Below are 17,944 nucleotides of genomic sequence, written 5' to 3' on the forward strand. Positions count from 1 at the left end.
GGCCTGCAAGGGCTCCTTCGCGAGCAGGCTCGCTCCCACATTGGAATGCATTCTCCTGTGGGAGCGAGCCTGCTCGCGAATGCGGTCAACACAACAACAAATGTCCCTCTGAGATGACACCCTTGAGCATTCAACCCAGCACCTATTCCCCTGACCTCGCCGTGCCCGCCGACAAGCGTGTATTCGGCGGTCGCGATCTGTTTTCCCTGTGGTTTTCCCTCGGCATCGGCCTGATGGTCTTGCAGACCGGCGCATTGCTCGCGCCGGGTCTGGGCCTGTCGGGTTCGTTGCTGGCGATTTTCCTCGGCACACTGGTCGGCGTTTTGCTGCTGGCCGCTGTTGGCGTGATCGGCAGCGACACCGGCCTGTCCTCCATGGCCGCACTCAAACTCAGCCTCGGCAGCAAAGGCGCGAGCCTGCCGGCGCTGCTCAACTTGCTGCAACTGATCGGTTGGGGCTCGTTCGAAATCATCGTCATGCGCGACGCCGCCAGCCTGCTTGGCACCCGCGCATTCAGCGAAGGTTCGCTGTGGGCCAGCCCGATGCTGTGGACGTTGTGCTTCGGCGCACTGGCGACCCTGCTCGCGGTCAGCGGGCCACTGACGTTTGTACGCAAGGTCCTGCGCAAATGGGGCATCTGGCTGATATTGGCCGCCTGCATCTGGCTGACCTGGAACCTCTTCGCCAAGGCTGATCTGGCTGCTCTCTGGTCCCGCGCCGGTGACGGTTCGATGCCATTCGCCGTGGGCTTCGACATTGCCATCGCCATGCCGCTGTCGTGGTTGCCGCTGATTGCCGATTACTCGCGATTCGGCAAGCGGGCAAAGAACGTTTTCGGTGGCACTGCCGTCGGCTTCTTCATCGGCAATTTCTGGCTGATGAGCCTCGGCGTTGCCTACACATTGGCATTCGCGCCGAGCGGTGAAGTCAATGCGCTACTGCTGGCACTGGCCGGCGCCGGTCTGGGCATTCCGCTGCTGCTGATTCTGCTGGATGAGTCGGAAAACGCTTTCGCCGACATTCACTCGGCAGCGGTTTCCAGCGGGATTCTGTTGCGCCTGAAAGTCGAGCATCTGGCCTTGGCCATCGGCGTGATCTGCACGCTGATCGCATTGCTGGCGCCGTTGGCGCAGTACCAGAATTTCCTGCTGCTGATCGGCTCGGTGTTTGCGCCGCTGTTCGGCGTGGTGCTGGTGGATCACTTCATCCTGCGCAAACGCAGTGGCCAGGTTGCATCGGCCGCCTTGCGCTGGCCGGCGCTGCTGGCCTGGCTGGGTGGCGTCAGCACCTATCACTTGCTGGCCAATTTGTATCCTGATGTCGGCGCGACCCTGCCGGCGCTGGTGCTGGCAGGGCTGTTGCAGCTAGTGCTGGGCCGGGCCTTCAGTTACGGCCGGGAAACAGCTCGGGCTTGAGAATGCCGTTCAGGCGTGGGTAAGGGATCTTCAGTTCGACGTGGCCCAGCGCGTAAGGCGCGATGGTGCTCACGTCGTATTTGAGGATCACGCCGCCGTAGGTCAGCGCCACGTTCGGGGTTTTCTTGAACGGCCAGCTCGACACGAACTCCGCTTCCTGATCGAGCTTGGTGCTGATCAACCAGCTGTTATGCGCCACTTGCGCCGCCTTCCAGAATGCGTCTTCCTGGCCCGGCACCAGCATGTCGGACAGGTTCAGCACCTTGTGCTGCTGGCGCGAATAGTTGATGAAACCGCGACCCGGGGTGCCATGGGCGCCGCCGGTGTCGAGGTAGCTCGACAACTCGATGATCACCAAGCCGTCATGCTGCTCGCGTACTTTCGCTTGCAGGTAACTGCTGTTGCGTGGGCCGGCGCTCGCCAGAAACTGCTCGCGATAGGCCGCCAGGGTCGGCGCAACCGGTGCGTTCGCCTCGGTACGAGTCATTTGCAGCAGGCGTTTTTCAATGATGCCGTCCAGCGCAGGTTCCGCCGGGAAACGCAGCGTATCGATGTTCACCAGCGGGCAATCAGGGTTGGAACAGCCAGGCTTGAGCTGTTCCGACGCATCGCGCGTGGTCTCCAGCGGCGAGCGGTAGTTGGGCTGGAACAGGCTCGCGCACGCGCCCAGGGTCAGGGCAATGGCGGCCACGGAGGCAATTTTGAAAAGCGACATGGGCGTCCTTTCTGAAACAGGGGAAGGCAAAAAGATATCCGCTTCGACTCTCGCAGAAGCAGTCAGTTCGCCACTAAGCTAATTAGAGTGGGTTTCGCCTTCACCGTCCATCCCGCTGACGGTAAAGGGGCTGCATCAAACGGTGCGGGCGCGTTAGGATGGCGCGAAGTCGAGGTTGCCAGTCACAGACCACAACCTCGTAATGGATGTGCAGTAAAGAGGATGCTTATGACTGATTTTGCCAACGCCATTCCGACCACCGTCGACGTCGTGCGACGCGAACGCTGCTACGAAGGCTTTTACAAGCTCGACCGTTTGCACCTGCGCCATGAACTGTTCGCCGGGGGCATGAGCCGCGAGATCAACCGTGAAGTCTTTGTCCGTCACGATGCCGTGTGCATGCTGCCCTACGATCCGCAGCGCGACGAAGTGGTGCTGATCGAGCAGTTTCGCGTTGGCGCCATGGGCAAGATCGACAACCCGTGGCTGGTCGAACTGGTCGCCGGTCTGATCGACAAGGATGAACAACCGGAAGAAGTTGCTCACCGCGAGGCGCAGGAGGAAGCTGGGCTGGACATCAAGGCCCTGTGGCCGATGACCAAATATTTCCCGTCGCCGGGCGGCAGCAACGAGTTCGTGCATTTATATCTGGGGCGTTGCAGCACCGACGGTGTAGGCGGCCTGCATGGGCTGGAGGAAGAGGCAGAAGATATCCGCGTCACGGTCTGGGCATTCGAAGATGCCTTGCAAGCCGTACGCGACGGACGCATTGCCAACGCTGCAAGCATCATCGCGTTGCAATGGCTGGCGCTGAACCGCGCCGAAGTGAGGGGGTTATGGTTGTAAACAAGCTGCGCGATCGTTATCGAGTAGACCTCGTGGGGCTGCAAGCCGCCTGCGAGGCCAACTACGCGCGCCTGATGCGACTGTTGCCGGACATGCGCAACGAACCCGAGGCACGGCGCATTGCCGTGACCCAGGGCGAGCAGATGCTCGGCGTGCTGGCCCTCGAAGTGCTGCAGGCCTGCCCGTACACCACGACCTTGCAAGTGCGTCAGGAACACAGCCTGCCGTGGTTGCCGGTGCCGCAACTGGAAGTGCAGGTCTATCACGATGCGCGCATGGCCGAAGTGGTCAGTGCCGAACATGCGCGACGCTTTCGCGGCATCTATCCTTACCCGAACGCCGCGATGCATCAGCCCGATGAAAAAGCTCAGCTCAATCTGTTCCTGGGGGAGTGGTTGAGCCATTGCCTGGCGTTGGGGCATGAGTACGAAGTCGTTCGCTAGTTGTGAACTGCGTCCGGTTCGGCGGTTTCCTCTTTCAGTGATCCCCCAGCATAATTGCGCCACTTGATCGATTCCGTGCTTTTGCCTTGGGAGAACGCCTTGCCGAGCGTATCCACGTTGACCACCGCCGATCCGGCGCTGCTGGTGCAGTTGTCCGACAGCCATTTGTTCGCTGAAGCGGACGGCACGCTGCTGGGCATGAACACCCGCGACAGCCTGCAAAAGGTCATCGAACTGGTGTTGGGGCAGCAGCCGCAGATCGACTTGATTCTGGCCACGGGCGATATTTCCCAGGACGGTACTCTGGAGTCGTATCAGCAGTTTCGCCAGATGAGCGCGCAGATCGATGCGCCGTCCCGCTGGATTCCCGGTAATCACGACGAACCTGTGATCATGGCGCAAGCGGCGGTGCAGAGTGCATTGCTGGAGTCGGTGGTCGACATCGGCAACTGGCGGGTGACCTTGCTCGATTCGGCTGTGCCAGGTTCGGTGCCGGGTTATTTGCAGGACGACCAATTGCAATTGCTGGCCCGTTCGCTGAGCGAAGCGCCGGAACGTCATCATCTGGTGTGCTTGCACCATCATCCGGTGTCGATTGGTTGCGCGTGGATGGAGCCGATCGGCTTGCGCAATCCCGAGGCGTTTTTCGAAGTGCTGGATCGTTTTCCGCAGACCCGCGCAGTGCTGTGGGGGCATGTGCATCAGGAGATCGACCGAGAGCGAAATGGCGTACGACTGATCGCCTCGCCATCGACCTGCATTCAATTCGAACCGGGCAGTGATGATTTCAAGGTCGGTGAGCAGTCACCGGGCTATCGCTGGTTGCGGCTGTTGCCGGATGGCCAGCTGGAAACCGGCGTCGAGCGCGTCACCGACTTCGCCTTCACTATCGATTACGGCTCTGACGGTTACTGATTGCCAATCAAAAAACCCTCACCCCAGCCCTCTCCCAGAGGGAGAGGGGGCAGACCGAGTTGTCTGGCACTATCCATCGACCTGAAAGAATGTGTCGATTATGGATTCGCTGAAGCTCACTCAAATCGGTGTAGCTCTTGAATATCCCCCAATCAGTTCCCTCTCCCTCCGGGAGAGGGCTAGGGTGAGAGCCGCTCCTGCTGAATGACCAATTTCTCGAAACCGCCCCCAATCCGCTCTTCTCTCCCTGTAAACTCCGCTATCTTTCGCCGACACTCAGGGAGCTCAAATGTCCGGTTCGATCCTCTATATCCACGGTTTCAACAGCGCGCCGGCCTCGAAAAAGGCCTGCCAGCTGGTCGAGGTGATGGAACGGCTGGGTTTGAGCGAGCAACTGCGGGTTCCGGCCCTGCATCACCATCCGCGCGAAGCCATCGGTCAGTTGGAGCAAGCGATTGCCGAGCTGGGCAGCCCGCTGCTGGTGGGAAGCTCCCTCGGCGGCTACTATGCGACTCACCTGGCCGAGCGCCATGGCCTGAAAGCCCTGCTGGTCAACCCTGCGGTCAGCCCACACCGGATGTTCGACGGCTATCTGGGCCCGCAGAAAAACCTGTATACCGATGAAACCTGGGAATTGACCCACGACCATGTGACGGCCTTGGCCGAACTGGAAGTGCCGGCGCCGCAGGACTCCCAGCGCTATCAGGTCTGGTTGCAGACCGGCGATGAAACACTGGACTATCGCCACGCCCAGCAGTACTACCGGGCCTGTGCCTTGCGCATCCAGGCCGGCGGCGATCACGGTTTTCAGGGTTTTGCCGGGCAATTGCCGGCGTTGCTGAGTTTTGCCGGCATTGGCGCCGATTTGTATCAGGCAATCGATTTCACCGCACTGTGAAGTCTTGCCCCTATTTCATGAATGACTGACGACGAGACCCTATGGCCACTCCCAGCGCTAGCTCTTATAACGCCGACGCCATCGAAGTCCTCTCGGGCCTCGACCCGGTGCGCAAACGCCCCGGCATGTACACCGACACCAGTCGGCCGAACCACCTCGCCCAGGAAGTCATCGACAACAGCGTCGACGAAGCCCTGGCCGGCCACGCCAAATCGGTGCAGGTCATCCTGCACGCCGACCACTCGCTGGAAGTCAGCGACGACGGCCGTGGCATGCCGGTCGACATTCACCCGGAAGAGGGTGTTTCAGGCGTTGAGCTGATCCTCACCAAACTCCATGCGGGCGGCAAGTTTTCCAACAAGAACTACCAGTTCTCCGGCGGTCTGCACGGGGTAGGTATTTCGGTGGTCAACGCCTTGTCGACCGAAGTCCGGGTGCGCGTCAAGCGTGACGGCAACGAATACCAGATGACTTTCGCTGATGGCTACAAAGCCACCGAGCTGGAAATCGTCGGCACTGTCGGCAAGCGCAACACCGGCACCAGCGTTTACTTTGCGCCGGACCCTAAATATTTCGATTCACCGAAATTCTCCATCAGCCGCCTCAAACACGTGCTTAAGGCCAAGGCTGTTCTGTGCCCGGGCCTTTTGGTCAGTTTTGAAGACAAAGGCACCGGCGAGAAAATCGAATGGCATTACGAAGATGGCCTGCGTTCCTATCTGGTCGATGCGGTCAGCGAATTCGAGCGTCTGCCGAACGAACCGTTCTGCGGCGCCTTCGCCGGTAATAAAGAAGCGGTCGACTGGGCACTGCTGTGGCTGCCGGAAGGTGGCGACGCGGTGCAGGAAAGCTACGTCAACCTGATCCCGACGGCGCAGGGCGGTACTCACGTCAACGGTCTGCGTCAGGGCCTGCTCGACGCGATGCGCGAGTTCTGCGAATTCCGCAGCCTGCTGCCGCGCGGCGTCAAGCTGGCGCCGGAAGACGTTTGGGAGCGCATTGCTTTCGTCCTTTCGATGAAGATGCAGGAGCCGCAATTCTCCGGCCAGACCAAAGAGCGCTTGTCGTCCCGTGAAGCGGCGGCGTTCGTCTCCGGTGTGGTCAAGGACGCCTTCAGCCTGTGGCTCAACGCCAATCCGGAAACCGGCTTGGCGCTGGCCGAACTGGCGATCAACAACGCCGGCCGTCGTCTCAAGGCGAGCAAAAAGGTCGAGCGCAAACGCGTCACCCAAGGGCCGGCACTGCCGGGCAAACTGGCTGACTGCGCCGGGCAGGACCCGATGCGTTCCGAACTGTTCCTGGTCGAAGGTGACTCCGCTGGCGGTTCCGCCAAGCAAGCGCGGGACAAAGAGTTCCAGGCGATCCTGCCGTTGCGCGGCAAGATCCTCAACACCTGGGAAGTCGACGGCAGCGAAGTGCTCGCCAGTCAGGAAGTACACAACATCGCCGTGGCTATCGGTGTCGATCCGGGCGCAGCCGACATGAGCCAACTGCGTTACGGCAAGATCTGCATCCTCGCCGACGCCGACTCCGACGGTCTGCACATTGCGACGCTGCTCTGCGCCTTGTTCGTCCAGCATTTCCGCCCGTTGGTGGATGCCGGTCACGTCTACGTCGCCATGCCGCCGCTGTACCGTATCGACCTTGGCAAAGAGATCTACTACGCCCTCGACGAAGCCGAGCGCGACGGGATTCTCGACCGTCTGGTCGCCGAGAAAAAACGCGGCAAACCGCAGGTCACCCGATTCAAAGGTCTGGGCGAAATGAACCCGCCGCAGTTGCGTGAAACCACCATGGACCCGAACACTCGGCGTCTGGTGCAACTGACGCTGGGCGAAGACTTCGCCGAAACCTCGGAAATGATGGACATGCTGCTGGCGAAGAAACGCGCCGGTGACCGCAAGACCTGGCTCGAATCCAAAGGCAACCTCGCCGAGGTGCTGGCCTGATGCGGTCTCGCTGGGCCTTGGCGTGTGCGTTGCTGCTGAGTGCGATGACGGTATCGGCCGAGCCGCTACAAGAGTTGCGCCTGCTGGCCGAACACCCGGTCGACGGCATGCGCGGCGGCAACCTGTCGGGGCTGGCGCTTTGCGGTAACGAGTTGTGGACGGTGTCTGATCGCGATGATGATCAAATCTACCGTCTCGATACCCGCGATCAGGTTTGGCAGGCGGAAACCGTGCGCATCGATGTGCCGCCAGTACCGGACAGCGGCTTGCCGTGGGGCTTGAGTTCGCGCACCTGGGCGGCTTCGTTCATTCGTGGCGGCGACCTCGATTTCGAAGGCATTAGCTGCGACAGCGCCGGCAATCGCTACATCGTCAGCGAAGCTCACGCGGCGGTACTGCAAGTGCCGCCGAGCGGGCCGGCGTCCTGGCTGAAAATCTCGCCAATGCTGGTGAAAGAAGCCCGCGCCAGCGGCATGTTGTTGCACTTCAACGCCCTGTTCGAAGGCTTGGCGATCAACCCGGCGGGTGATCAGTTATGGCTGGCTGCGGAGCGCGAGCGTCGCGGCCTGTTGAAGATAAAGCGTCAGCAAACGGTCTGGGATTGCGACGGTGCCTGCGTGCTGTTGAGCGAAGCGGGCGTTGAAATGCAGCCGCCGCAGTTTCCCAAGGCCCGCGCCGTAACGCGCGACTTCGCTGACCTGTCGCTGTTCAATGGCAAGCTGTTCACTCTTGAACGTAATGCGTTCCAGATTTGCCGCCGCGATGCGGTGACAGCCAAAGTCGAGCAGTGCTGGTCGTATGCCGAGGATGCCTTGCAGCCCCAGCGCCGTTATTCACAGGCCTATGGTCTGGCGGAAGCTCTGGTGGTGGACGCGCAGGGTGCGTGGATCGGCCTCGACAATAACGACGGTGCGCGTGCCGACGGTGAAAAGCGCCCGATCGTCTGGCGCTTTGCCGCGCCTGAGGGTGGCTGGAGCGCCAAACCGTGAGTCAGCAACCGCCGGGCAAACGCGCCGGTCGGGTTTTCATGATCCTGGCCTGGTGCGCGGCGCTGTTTCTGGCTACACGGTTTTTCGGCCAGTGGGAACAACGCCAGGAGAATCCGAACGTAGTCGTCAGTTCGGAGCAGGGCGAAGGTTTTATCGAAGTGAAACTGGCCAGCAACGCCCAAGGGCATTTTGTCGCCAGCGGTCAGATCAACGGTGAGCCGGTGGAGTTCATGCTCGACACCGGCGCGACTGACGTAGCGATCCCGGCGGATCTGGCCAAGCGCTTGAAGCTGGAAGAAGGTTTCGGTGTGACCCTGAGCACGGCCAATGGCCTGAGCCAGGGCTATCGTACAAAAATTGACCGCCTGCAACTGGGCGACATCGTGCTGCGGGATGTCCGCGCACTGGTGGCGCCGGGGCTGCATGGCGATCAGGTGCTGCTCGGCATGAGCGCACTGAACAAACTTGAATTTACTCAGCGCGGTGGCACCATGCTGCTGCGCCAGACAACGAACCGATGAGGCCTGCATGAGCAATCCCCTTGATCTCAGCCTGGACGGTGTAGAACGCCGGTCGCTGGCTGACTTCACCGAAAGTGCCTACCTCAACTACTCCATGTACGTGATCATGGACCGTGCACTGCCGCATATCGGCGACGGTCTGAAACCGGTACAGCGTCGCATCATTTATGCGATGAGCGAGCTGGGGCTGGACGCCGATTCCAAGCACAAGAAATCGGCGCGTACCGTCGGTGACGTGCTCGGTAAGTTTCACCCGCACGGCGACTCGGCGTGCTACGAAGCGATGGTGCTGATGGCCCAGCCATTCAGCTATCGCTACACGCTGGTCGACGGCCAGGGTAACTGGGGTGCGCCGGACGATCCGAAGTCCTTCGCGGCCATGCGTTACACCGAAGCGCGCTTGTCGCGTTACTCCGAAGTGCTGCTCAGCGAGCTGGGCCAGGGCACCGCCGACTGGGGCCCGAACTTCGACGGCACCCTGCAGGAACCGCTGGTTCTGCCGGCGCGCCTGCCGAACATTCTGCTCAACGGCACCACCGGTATTGCCGTGGGCATGGCCACCGACGTGCCGCCGCACAACCTGCGTGAAGTCGCCACCGCTTGCGTACGCTTGCTCGATGAGCCGAAAGCCACGGTCGAGCAGCTCTGCGAACACATTCAGGGTCCGGACTATCCGACCGAAGCGGAAATCATCACGCCGCGCGCCGATCTGCTGAAAATGTACGAAACCGGCAAGGGTTCGGTGCGCATGCGCGCCGTGTACCACGTCGAGGACGGCGACATCATCGTCACCGCGCTGCCGCACCAGGTATCCGGCGCCAAGGTGCTGGAACAGATCGCCGCGCTGATGCAGGCGAAACCGTCGAAAGCCCCGCAGATCGCGGACCTGCGTGACGAATCCGACCACGAAAACCCGTGCCGCATCGTCATCATTCCGGTCAACAGCCGTGTTGATCACGAAGCGCTGATGCAGCACCTGTTCGCCAGCACCGAGCTGGAGTCGACCTATCGGGTCAACGTCAACATCATCGGTCTGGACGGCAAGCCGCAGCTGAAAAACCTCCGCGCCTTGCTGGTCGAATGGCTGGAATTCCGCGTGCAGACCGTGCGTCGCCGCCTGCAATTCCGCCTCGACAAGGTCGAGCGTCGCCTGCACCTGTTGGACGGTTTGTTGATCGCCTACCTCAATCTGGATGAAGTGATTCATATCATCCGTACCGAGGAACACCCGAAAGCCAAGCTGATCGAGCGTTTCGCCCTCAGCGAGATTCAGGCCGACTACATCCTCGACACCCGTCTGCGTCAGTTGGCGCGACTGGAAGAGATGAAGCTGCGCGACGAGCAAGACGAACTGCTCAAGGAACAAGCCAAGCTGCAAGCCCTGCTGGGCAGCGAAGCCAAGCTCAAAAAACTGGTGCGCACCGAGCTGATCAAGGACGCCGAAACCTATGGCGACGATCGCCGTTCGCCAATCGTCGAGCGCACCGAAGCCAAAGCGTTGACCGAGCACGATCTGCTGCCAAACGAGAAAGTCACCGTTGTGCTGTCGGAAAAGGGCTGGATTCGTTCGGCCAAGGGCCACGAGATCGACGCCACCGGGCTGTCGTACAAGGCTGGGGATGGCTTCAAGACCTCGGCGGCGGGGCGTTCCAACCAGTCTGCCGTGGTTATTGACTCCACCGGCCGCAGCTATTCGGTCGCCGCGCATACGCTGCCGTCGGCGCGTGGTCAGGGCGAACCGTTGACCGGTCGTCTGACACCGCCACCGGGCGCAACCTTCGAATGCGTGCTGATGCCTGAAGACGATGCGTTGTACGTGATCGCTTCCGATGCCGGTTACGGATTCGTGGTCAAAGGCGAGGACCTGCAGGCCAAGAACAAGGCCGGTAAAGCCCTGTTGAGTCTGCCGAACAACGCCAAGGTTATCGCGCCTCGCCCGGTAACTGACCGCGAGAATGATTTGCTCGCTGCAGTGACAAGCGAGGGGCGCATGCTGGTCTTCAATATCAGCGATTTGCCGCAGTTGGCGAAGGGCAAGGGCAACAAGATCATCGGTGTTCCGGGTGACCGTGTCGCCAGCCGTGAAGAGTTTGTCACGGACATTGCTGTCATCCCCGCAGGCGCTACGTTGATCCTGCAAGCGGGTAAACGCCCTTACAAACTGAAAGCCGAGGACCTCGAACACTACAAAGGTGAGCGTGGACGTCGCGGGAATAAACTCCCGAGGGGCTTTCAGCGGGTTGATGCGCTGCTCGTCGAAAACCTCAATTAGGCGCCCTAGAGCGTTCGATCTACGATTTAACGCGTAGATCGACGCTTTGGCGCTGGAGTCGGAACGCATATTCACGGATGATATGGCCTTTCCAAGCGCCGGCGTGGCCGAGCGTTCTTCATATTTATTGAGAATTTTCACTGTGGTCAGCCTTGTGGCGGCCACCTGGACGGGATGATGACTGCTCTGCGCCTTCCACTTTTTTTGTTGCTCGCTGGCGTTCTTGGCCTGGCGGGTTGCAGCGTTCACCAGCCGGTGTCGCTGTATCAACTGGACAGCGGAAGTCCGGTTCAGCCTGCGCAAAGCGCGGGTATGGCGGTTTTGTTGGGCCCGGTAGTCGTAGCCGATTACCTGCAACGTGAAACACTGCTGCAACGTCAACCTGACGGCAGCCTGCAAGCGGCAACCGATGGTCGTTGGGCCGGCAGCCTTTCGTCGGATATCGATCAGTTGCTGATGCGTCAGGTGGCTGGTCATCTGGACAGCCAACGAGTCGTGCTGGCGCCGGCTACTACCGGGTTCACTCCGGATGTGCAGGTATTGTTGACCATCACGCGTCTTGATTCCGGCGAGAAACAACCGGCGATCCTCGATGCGCAATGGCGCTTGATCGACCGTCGTGGTCAGGTGCGTGATAACCGCATCATTCATCTGCAAGAGTTGCACGCGGGTAGCACGGCTTCGCAGGTGCAGGCGCAAGGGATTTTGTTGCAGCGTCTGGCCGAGCAATTGTCGGTGGCGCTGAAACCGTTGGCCAATCAGCCACCCGTGGCTGAAGCACCACGTAAGTCGGCCCCGAAACCGGCCGCACCGGCGGCAGAAGCCGAGAAGCAGCCGAAGATACCGATGGCATCGCCGATTCGGACAGACATGGAAGTGTTCCGCTTCTAAGCCTGGATCGAGACAAGACAGAGCCCGCCTTGTGCGGGCTTTGTTGTGTCTGGGTTTAGACCAAAAGCCCCTCATCGGAACGCCGCCCGCCTAGCCCTCTCCCGGAGGGAGAGGGGACTGACCGATGTGTCTGGTGCTCTACATCGACCTGAACGATCCTGGCGATTATGGATTCACAGCGGGGCGTTCGAGTCGCTGCAGGTCTCCAATATTCCCGGATCGGTTCCTTCTCCCTTTGGGAGAGGGCTAGGGTGAGGGGGAAAGTGCAGGCAACAAAAAAGCCCGCAGACAATCACTCGTCTGCGGGCTTCTGTGTTTCAGGCCTGAGGCTTAAGCCCGGCGCTCATGCATCCGCGCCAGTTGCCGTTCCAGCATCGACGGATAAGGCTCCATCAACCGCTCAACGCAGCAAGCGCCTTCAGGGCTGGCAATCGGGCGGATCCGCGCACGTTGGCGGATCAATGCATCGTCGCCGATCTTGCGTTCAACCAGCAGCAGGTTGCGGCTGTGCTGCGACAAGGCCAGTGCGTCCTGCGCCGAATCGGTCAGCAGCAGATCAATCTGGCTCAGCCCAAACAGCTCATCGCCGAGGGTCAGGCCCAACTGCAATTGCAGGGTGATGCCACTGTCCGCGACTTCAATCTGCAGCTGATGGCCCAGCGCTCGCAGCAACTCGCCGCAGCAGATCGCATTGGTCAGGTAATCGTCGCCGCTGTCTTCGGTGTGGAACAGCATCAGCGTGCTGCCATCGTTGAGGGTTTCGATTTCGCCCTGATACAGCGAAGCGGCCTGATCGAGGCAGTCGCGATAGCGCTCCAGCAACTCTTCCAGGCGTGCGCGCGGCAGACGGCGCAGTTGTTCCTGCGAGCCAAGTTGCACGGCCAGCACTGCGCTGTGTTGCGGAACACTTGGCGTGGCCTTGCGCAGCGTTGGTTGCGGGGGCTGGTCCAGCGATTCGTCGCGCAGATCGGCAAACGCATCGTCGTCTTCATCGTCTTCAACGGTGCTGACCACATGGCGTGGCGCCGGTTTTTGTGCGGCCATCGGACGGCTTTCGTCAAAGCTCGGATCGCGCAGGTTGCGCACTTCGAACTCAGGCTCGTCGTCTTCTTCGAACTCGGGTTCCGGCTCAGGCTCAGGCTGTGGCGCTGGTTCCGGGGCGAAGTCGGCGTGCAGTTGCCGCGCCAGATCGCCGATCTCGTCCTGACGATCCGTGCCCGGCGTGTATTCATCGATATTGCGCAGCCAGACGCGCAATTGCAGCAGCGGCGTCGACAGGTAACGCCCCATGCGCAGGCTCAAGGCCAGCGACAGCGCCAACAGAATCGCACTGAGGATGCCCATGCTTTGCAGGCTGATGGTCATCGGCTGCTGGAACTGATCCATGTCGAGGCTGATGCGCAGTTGCCCGGCGGTCACGTCCTGGAAAGTGATCTTGCTCTCGTACATGCCTTCGGCTTCGCCCAGCAGGCTGTGCTTGGGGCGCTGACCGGATTCGGCGAGGATGCGGTTATCCACGCTATAGATCGCCGCGTGGGCCACCAGTTTGTTCTTGGTCAGGTTATTGAGCAGCACGTTGAGGCTGAGGATGTCGTTGGACACCAACAGCTCCGTGGCGGAGGTGGCGGTCTGCGTGGTCAGGCTTTCGCCCAGCGCATCGGCCTGCTCGTGCATGGCCTGCTTGAATTGCAAACCCATCACGCCGGCATAGATGACCAGGGCCAGAGCGACCAGGATCACGTTATGGCTGGCAATGCGCAATGCAATCGGTACACGGCGATGGCGCAGTGCACGGAAGATCAGCAGGAAGAAGTTATCGGTTTTAACTGGCGTGGGCCGGTTCACTGAGCTCGGCTCTTTTGTCCGTGAAGTTGACGCGCAGTATAGCGACAGGCCCTAGACCGGCAAAGCGCTCGCGGTGCCCGATGGTCACTGAAAGTGGGTAGAATGCGGTTTTTTTCCAGTTGCGGGGGTGCGCGTTGCGCGAAATCGTCCTGATTAACATCACGGGAGTCGACCGTCCGGGTCTGACGGCAGCCATTACCGGCGTTCTGGCACAAGGTGGTGTGAACATCCTCGACATTGGTCAGGCGGTGATCCACGACACCCTGTCGTTCGGCATCCTGGTCGAAATTCCCGACTCCGAGCAAGGCAAGTCCGTGCTCAAAGACATCCTGTTCAAGGGCTACGAGCTTGATCAGCAGGTGCGCTTCACTCCGGTGTCCGAAGAGGATTACCAGCAATGGGTGGGCAATCAGGGCAAGAAACGCCACATCGTCACCTTGCTGACCCGCAAAGTGACCGCCGGCCAATTGCAGGCCGTCAGTTCGATCACCGCCAAATACGGCCTGAACATCGACCACATCGACCGTCTGTCGGGTCGCATGCCGTTGGACACGCCAGCTGACAAGGGCAAGGGCTGCATCGAGTTTTCCGTACGTGGCGAAGCGGCCGATCCGCAGGCGCTGCGTGCTGAATTCCTCAGCGTTGCGCAAGAGCTGAACGTCGATATCGCCTTCCAGGAAGATTCGCTGTTCCGTCGCAACCGTCGTCTGGCGGTATTCGACATGGACTCGACGCTGATCGAGGCCGAAGTCATCGATGAGCTGGCCAAGGCTGCCGGCGTGGGTGAGCAGGTCTCGGAAATCACCGAGCGGGCGATGGCCGGCGAACTGGACTTCCGCGCCAGTTTCAAAGAGCGCCTGGCCTTGCTCAAAGGTCTGGATGTCAGCGTGCTCGATTCGATTGGCGCCTCGTTGCGTCTGACCGAGGGCGCCGAAACGCTGTTCGCCGAGCTCAAGCGTCTGGGCTACAAGACCGCAATCCTTTCCGGTGGCTTCACTTATTTCGCCAAGCAATTGCAGGCCAAACTTGGCATCGACTACGTGTTTGCCAACGAGCTGGAAGTGGTCGACGGCAAGTGCACCGGCGTGGCGATCGAGCCGATTGTCGATGCCCAGCGCAAGGCAGATCTGCTGAAAGAACTGGCGCACAAGGAAGGTTTGCGTCTGGAACAGACCATCGCGGTCGGCGACGGCGCGAATGATTTGCCGATGCTGGCGATTGCCGGGTTGGGCGTGGCGTTCCGGGCCAAGCCACTGGTCAAGCAGTCGGCGAAGCAGGCGATCTCGACGTTGGGTCTGGATGGCGTGCTGTACCTGCTGGGCTTCCGCGATCGCGACGGGCAGCTCTGAGATCTCGATAACCCGAGCGGGCCCCTTCGCGAGCGGGCTCGCTCCCACATTGGATCTGTGGCGTTCACAAACCACCTGTGGGAGCGAGCTTGCTCGCGAAGGCTGCACCGCCGATTTATCGTCGAATAGCTAAAGCGACTTCCACAGCGAATCGAAATCCTCCTCGCTCCCGCCATTCGGCGCGGCCTCCAGTGAGCGATAGGCAAACTGATTGAAACTGTGTGTGCTCGCCACCCGTCGATCCAGACCGGCGCGGTGCTCTTCGCCCTGGGTGTTGATCAGCACTTTATTGCCTTCCTGAAATGGCAAGCGCGGCGCGAGCAAGGTCGCGGGCAAGTCGATTGCGCGGATCTCCGGCAGTAATAATCCGCGCAAATACTGACTGTGACTCGTCGCTCGAACGCACCAGTTGCAGTCCGCAGGGCTCGGCATGTGGCGCCACCAACTCAATGCCCATGTGCGTACCGCCCCCGCGAACCTGACGAATCCAGCGGATCACCGCGATGCTCCAGCCAAGACTGACACTGTCCTGAATCCCGAGCATTTCCCCAGCCTGCAATTCGACCGGCACCTCTTTAGGCCATGCCAGGCAATAGCCGCCGGGGCTGTGGTTAATCACTGGCAAGGCATAAGTCGGGTAATGCGGCGTGCTGTCGGTGCTGCTGTCGTCTTCGACCAAGTGATCGTATTGAATCTCTTCGTAGGGCAAAAACTGTTCGTTGCTCTGCGGCGCGGCGTCGAAGGCTTGGCTCCAGCTGTCCTTTTCACCCTTGGCCACGCCGCTGCTGAAGTTCGCCGCGCGTGCGCCGGGGTGCTTGAGTAACTCGCTGAAGGTGCGTTCGCCACCCAGATAGAAGTGCAGGGCGCTCATGCCGACGCACACGGTCAGGTTGCCTGCGCCGACAGTGCGTTGAAAGCTGCGTTCGGCGGCTTCACCCCAGCTCGCGTGAAGGTGTTGCAGGGTGTCGAAGCTGAGGCCCGTCGGGATCGGCAGCGGCGTTGAAGTGTCCTGATGGATTAAATGCGCTTCGAGGGTTTTCACCAGCGGTTGCGGATCGAAACCGACCAGTCCAGCTTGCTGTTCGCTGCGAAACATAGTGCGGTAGCGCGGCCCAGCGTCGATTTCCGGGCTGATCGCAAACAGGCCTGCGTCCGAGCGACCGGGATGCAGTTTGAGCAGGGCACTCCACGGCTCGAGCACTTCAGCCAGTCGGGCGATCTGGTTCTGGCGCAACTGATTGCAGCGAGCGCTGCCCAGCAGCAGGGCGGCAATGTAGGTTTGTTCAAGGCTCAATTCTGTGGTGAGACTGGCCAGATCGTCATGCAGCCGGCGCTGTTGCAACTGCAGTTCACAGGCCGTGCGATACAACTGATGCAGCTCGAACCACAGATGTTCCGGCGCCGGGCTATACAACTGCGTGGCGCGCACCAGTTGACCCTTGAGTGCATGCGCGGTCCGTTGCAAGGCGGTGGCGAGCAGCGTCGCGCGATCCTTGCTGTACTTCGGCGCGATGCGCAGGACGATCTGTTTGTAGCCGACGGCCAGCTGACTTTGCAGCGCCTGACACAGGTTGCTGATCTTGCGCGAGCGCTCGTCGAGCATGATCGCCTGATGCAGGAAATGCCGCTGTAGATGCTGGCAAACGTAATACACCTCGGGGCGCAGCAATTCGAGCAACTGCAGGCGATTGTCACTGGAGGTCAGCAGTTGATTGAGTTCGCCCAAGCCTTGATACAACTGGCGGGCGGTTTCGCCAATGTTGGCCTTGGGTAGGCCGGCGATCCAGCGCTTGAGGTCGCGCGGGGTGGCTTCGCAGAATGACAGGCGCGTCTGCGTTGGCGTTGGGGCGCGTAAAAGCGTAGGGGAGATGGCTTGGCTCATGCCAAAAACCATAGCAGCAAATGACCAGGCTGGCTTTCAACCTGTAGGAGTTGCCGAAGGCTGCGATCTTTTGATGTTGATTGTAAAAAACAAGATCAACAGATCGCAGCCTGCGGCAGCTCGTACGGGGGAGCGGGGTGTTTCGGGGGTCAGGCTTTTGGCAGTGCCAGGCCTTGGCCCATCTGCACTGGCGAACCCGCTACCAGCTCTTCAGCCCACTTCACTTGATCCGGGCCAAACAGCACGATGGCTGTCGAACCCAGCTTGAAGCGACCCAGTTCAGCGCCTTTTTCCAGGTGGATCGGCGCACGGGCGGCTTCGTCGTAGCGGAAGGTCTTCAGCTCGCGCTTCGGCGGCGTGACCAGTCCGGCCCATACGGTTTCAATCGAAGCGACAATCATCGCGCCGACCAGCACCACAGCCATCGGGCCGCGCTCGGTGTCGAAGATGCACGCTACGCGTTCGTTGCGAGCGAACAGCTCCGGGACGTTTTCAGCGGTGGTCTGGTTGACCGAGAAGATCCGGCCCGGGATGTAGACCATTTCGCGCAGGGTGCCGGCCAGCGGCATGTGCACGCGGTGGTAGTCCTTCGGCGACAGGTAAATAGTCGCGAAGTCACCGCCCATGAACGGCGCCGCGTTGGCGGCGTCACCGCCGAGCAGTTCCAGCACGCTGAAGCTGTGGCCCTTGGCCTGGAACACGCGACCGTGTTCGATCGGGCCGAGTTGGCTGACGGCACCGTCGGCCGGGCTGAGGATCGCGCCCGGAGTCTGGTCCAGTGGGCGCGCGCCGTCTTTCAGGGCGCGGGTGAAGAAGGCGTTGAAGTGCTCGTAAGCGGTCAGGTCTTCGACCAGTGCTTGCGACATGTCCACCTGGTAACGCTTGGCGAACCACTGGGTGAAGGCATTCTTGAACCAGCGCACACGGCACTCGGCAACGCAGCCGGCCAGGCGCGACAGCAGGTGATGAGGCAGCAGGTACTGGCTGAGGATAAACAGACGCTCTTTCATTAAT

Annotated in this window: 14 protein-coding genes and 1 pseudogene; 11 read left to right on the top strand and 4 right to left on the bottom strand. The window is 60.8% G+C overall.

Translation table 11 applies throughout. The features are described 5' to 3' along the window. Nucleotides 1-122: 122 nt before the first annotated feature. The gene (gene cytX / locus JFT81_RS26545; RefSeq protein WP_201230208.1) at nucleotides 123-1,415 is read left to right on the top strand and encodes a putative hydroxymethylpyrimidine transporter CytX; all 1,293 of its coding nucleotides are present in this window, start codon (nucleotides 123-125) and stop codon (nucleotides 1,413-1,415) included. Here the strand turns inward: cytX and JFT81_RS26550 are convergent. Beyond that, nucleotides 1,384-2,130, bottom strand: coding sequence for an RsiV family protein (locus tag JFT81_RS26550; protein ID WP_201230210.1), 747 nt, complete (start codon nucleotides 2,128-2,130; stop codon nucleotides 1,384-1,386). The genes cytX and JFT81_RS26550 overlap by 32 nt on opposite strands. A 228-nt stretch (nucleotides 2,131-2,358) precedes the next feature. Here JFT81_RS26550 and JFT81_RS26555 point away from each other — a divergent pair, with 228 nt between their 5' ends. From JFT81_RS26555 to JFT81_RS26595, 9 genes are all read left to right on the top strand, one after another. Then, entirely contained in the window at nucleotides 2,359-2,976 is a 618-nt protein-coding gene (locus tag JFT81_RS26555; protein WP_201230211.1) for an NUDIX domain-containing protein, read from the top strand. Continuing rightward, the gene (locus JFT81_RS26560; protein WP_008079245.1) at nucleotides 2,967-3,419 is read left to right on the top strand and encodes a DUF1249 domain-containing protein; all 453 of its coding nucleotides are present in this window, start codon (nucleotides 2,967-2,969) and stop codon (nucleotides 3,417-3,419) included. The genes JFT81_RS26555 and JFT81_RS26560 overlap by 10 nt, the downstream gene beginning before the upstream one ends. A 99-nt stretch (nucleotides 3,420-3,518) precedes the next feature. After that, nucleotides 3,519-4,334: a 3',5'-cyclic-AMP phosphodiesterase gene (cpdA, locus tag JFT81_RS26565; protein WP_201230213.1), complete on the top strand. Its 816-nt coding sequence runs from the start codon at nucleotides 3,519-3,521 to the stop codon at nucleotides 4,332-4,334. Between the two features lie 289 nt (nucleotides 4,335-4,623). After that, nucleotides 4,624-5,232 carry a YqiA/YcfP family alpha/beta fold hydrolase gene (locus JFT81_RS26570; protein WP_201230215.1) on the top strand — a complete coding sequence of 203 codons (609 nt, stop codon included), beginning with the start codon at nucleotides 4,624-4,626 and terminating at the stop codon, nucleotides 5,230-5,232. Nucleotides 5,233-5,273: 41 nt separating this feature from the next. Further along, the gene (gene parE, locus JFT81_RS26575; RefSeq protein WP_201148305.1) at nucleotides 5,274-7,181 is read left to right on the top strand and encodes a DNA topoisomerase IV subunit B; all 1,908 of its coding nucleotides are present in this window, start codon (nucleotides 5,274-5,276) and stop codon (nucleotides 7,179-7,181) included. Further along, on the top strand, nucleotides 7,181-8,170 hold the full coding sequence (locus tag JFT81_RS26580) for an esterase-like activity of phytase family protein (protein WP_201230217.1): 990 nt from the start codon (nucleotides 7,181-7,183) through the stop codon (nucleotides 8,168-8,170). The genes parE and JFT81_RS26580 overlap by 1 nt, the downstream gene beginning before the upstream one ends. After that, nucleotides 8,167-8,691 (top strand): TIGR02281 family clan AA aspartic protease, encoded by a 525-nt coding sequence (locus JFT81_RS26585; protein ID WP_201230219.1) that lies wholly within the window; start codon nucleotides 8,167-8,169, stop codon nucleotides 8,689-8,691. Before JFT81_RS26580 ends, JFT81_RS26585 begins: the two co-directional genes overlap by 4 nt. Before the next feature lie 7 nt (nucleotides 8,692-8,698). Continuing rightward, nucleotides 8,699-10,963 carry a DNA topoisomerase IV subunit A gene (parC, locus tag JFT81_RS26590; protein WP_201230227.1) on the top strand — a complete coding sequence of 755 codons (2,265 nt, stop codon included), beginning with the start codon at nucleotides 8,699-8,701 and terminating at the stop codon, nucleotides 10,961-10,963. Between the two features lie 177 nt (nucleotides 10,964-11,140). Beyond that, the gene (locus JFT81_RS26595; protein WP_201230235.1) at nucleotides 11,141-11,854 is read left to right on the top strand and encodes an ABC-type transport auxiliary lipoprotein family protein; all 714 of its coding nucleotides are present in this window, start codon (nucleotides 11,141-11,143) and stop codon (nucleotides 11,852-11,854) included. 330 nt (nucleotides 11,855-12,184) lie between these two features. Here the strand turns inward: JFT81_RS26595 and JFT81_RS26600 are convergent, their stop codons facing one another. Next, nucleotides 12,185-13,699: an AhpA/YtjB family protein gene (locus tag JFT81_RS26600; RefSeq protein ID WP_201230237.1), complete on the bottom strand. Its 1,515-nt coding sequence runs from the start codon at nucleotides 13,697-13,699 to the stop codon at nucleotides 12,185-12,187. 134 nt (nucleotides 13,700-13,833) lie between these two features. On the opposite strand from JFT81_RS26600, the gene serB reads away from it, so the two are divergent. Continuing rightward, nucleotides 13,834-15,048, top strand: a complete 1,215-nt coding sequence (gene serB / locus JFT81_RS26605) for a phosphoserine phosphatase SerB (RefSeq protein WP_008079219.1) — start codon at nucleotides 13,834-13,836, stop codon at nucleotides 15,046-15,048. 129 nt (nucleotides 15,049-15,177) lie between these two features. Here the strand turns inward: serB and JFT81_RS26610 are convergent. Next, nucleotides 15,178-16,942, bottom strand: a pseudogene (locus JFT81_RS26610) (molecular chaperone). Nucleotides 16,943-17,079: 137 nt separating this feature from the next. Further along, the gene (gene asd / locus JFT81_RS26615) at nucleotides 17,080-17,940 is read right to left on the bottom strand and encodes an archaetidylserine decarboxylase (protein ID WP_122661074.1); all 861 of its coding nucleotides are present in this window, start codon (nucleotides 17,938-17,940) and stop codon (nucleotides 17,080-17,082) included. Nucleotides 17,941-17,944: the final 4 nt, after the last annotated feature.

The sequence above is a fragment of the Pseudomonas sp. TH43 genome, from assembly GCF_016650635.1.
In the GTDB taxonomy this organism is placed as follows: Bacteria; Pseudomonadota; Gammaproteobacteria; order Pseudomonadales; family Pseudomonadaceae; genus Aquipseudomonas.

Bases quoted from the DNA above. Each gene is read 5' to 3' on its own strand.
- JFT81_RS26550 (WP_201230210.1), bottom strand. From the start codon at position 2,130: ATGTCGCTTTTCAAAATTGCCTCCGTGGCCGCCATTGCCCTGACCCTG.
- JFT81_RS26555 (WP_201230211.1), top strand. From the start codon at position 2,359: ATGACTGATTTTGCCAACGCCATTCCGACCACCGTCGACGTCGTGCGA.
- JFT81_RS26560 (WP_008079245.1), top strand. From the start codon at position 2,967: ATGGTTGTAAACAAGCTGCGCGATCGTTATCGAGTAGACCTCGTGGGG.
- JFT81_RS26570 (WP_201230215.1), top strand. From the start codon at position 4,624: ATGTCCGGTTCGATCCTCTATATCCACGGTTTCAACAGCGCGCCGGCC.
- parE (WP_201148305.1), top strand. From the start codon at position 5,274: ATGGCCACTCCCAGCGCTAGCTCTTATAACGCCGACGCCATCGAAGTC.
- JFT81_RS26580 (WP_201230217.1), top strand. From the start codon at position 7,181: ATGCGGTCTCGCTGGGCCTTGGCGTGTGCGTTGCTGCTGAGTGCGATG.
- parC (WP_201230227.1), top strand. From the start codon at position 8,699: ATGAGCAATCCCCTTGATCTCAGCCTGGACGGTGTAGAACGCCGGTCG.
- JFT81_RS26595 (WP_201230235.1), top strand. From the start codon at position 11,141: ATGACTGCTCTGCGCCTTCCACTTTTTTTGTTGCTCGCTGGCGTTCTT.
- asd (WP_122661074.1), bottom strand. From the start codon at position 17,940: ATGAAAGAGCGTCTGTTTATCCTCAGCCAGTACCTGCTGCCTCATCAC.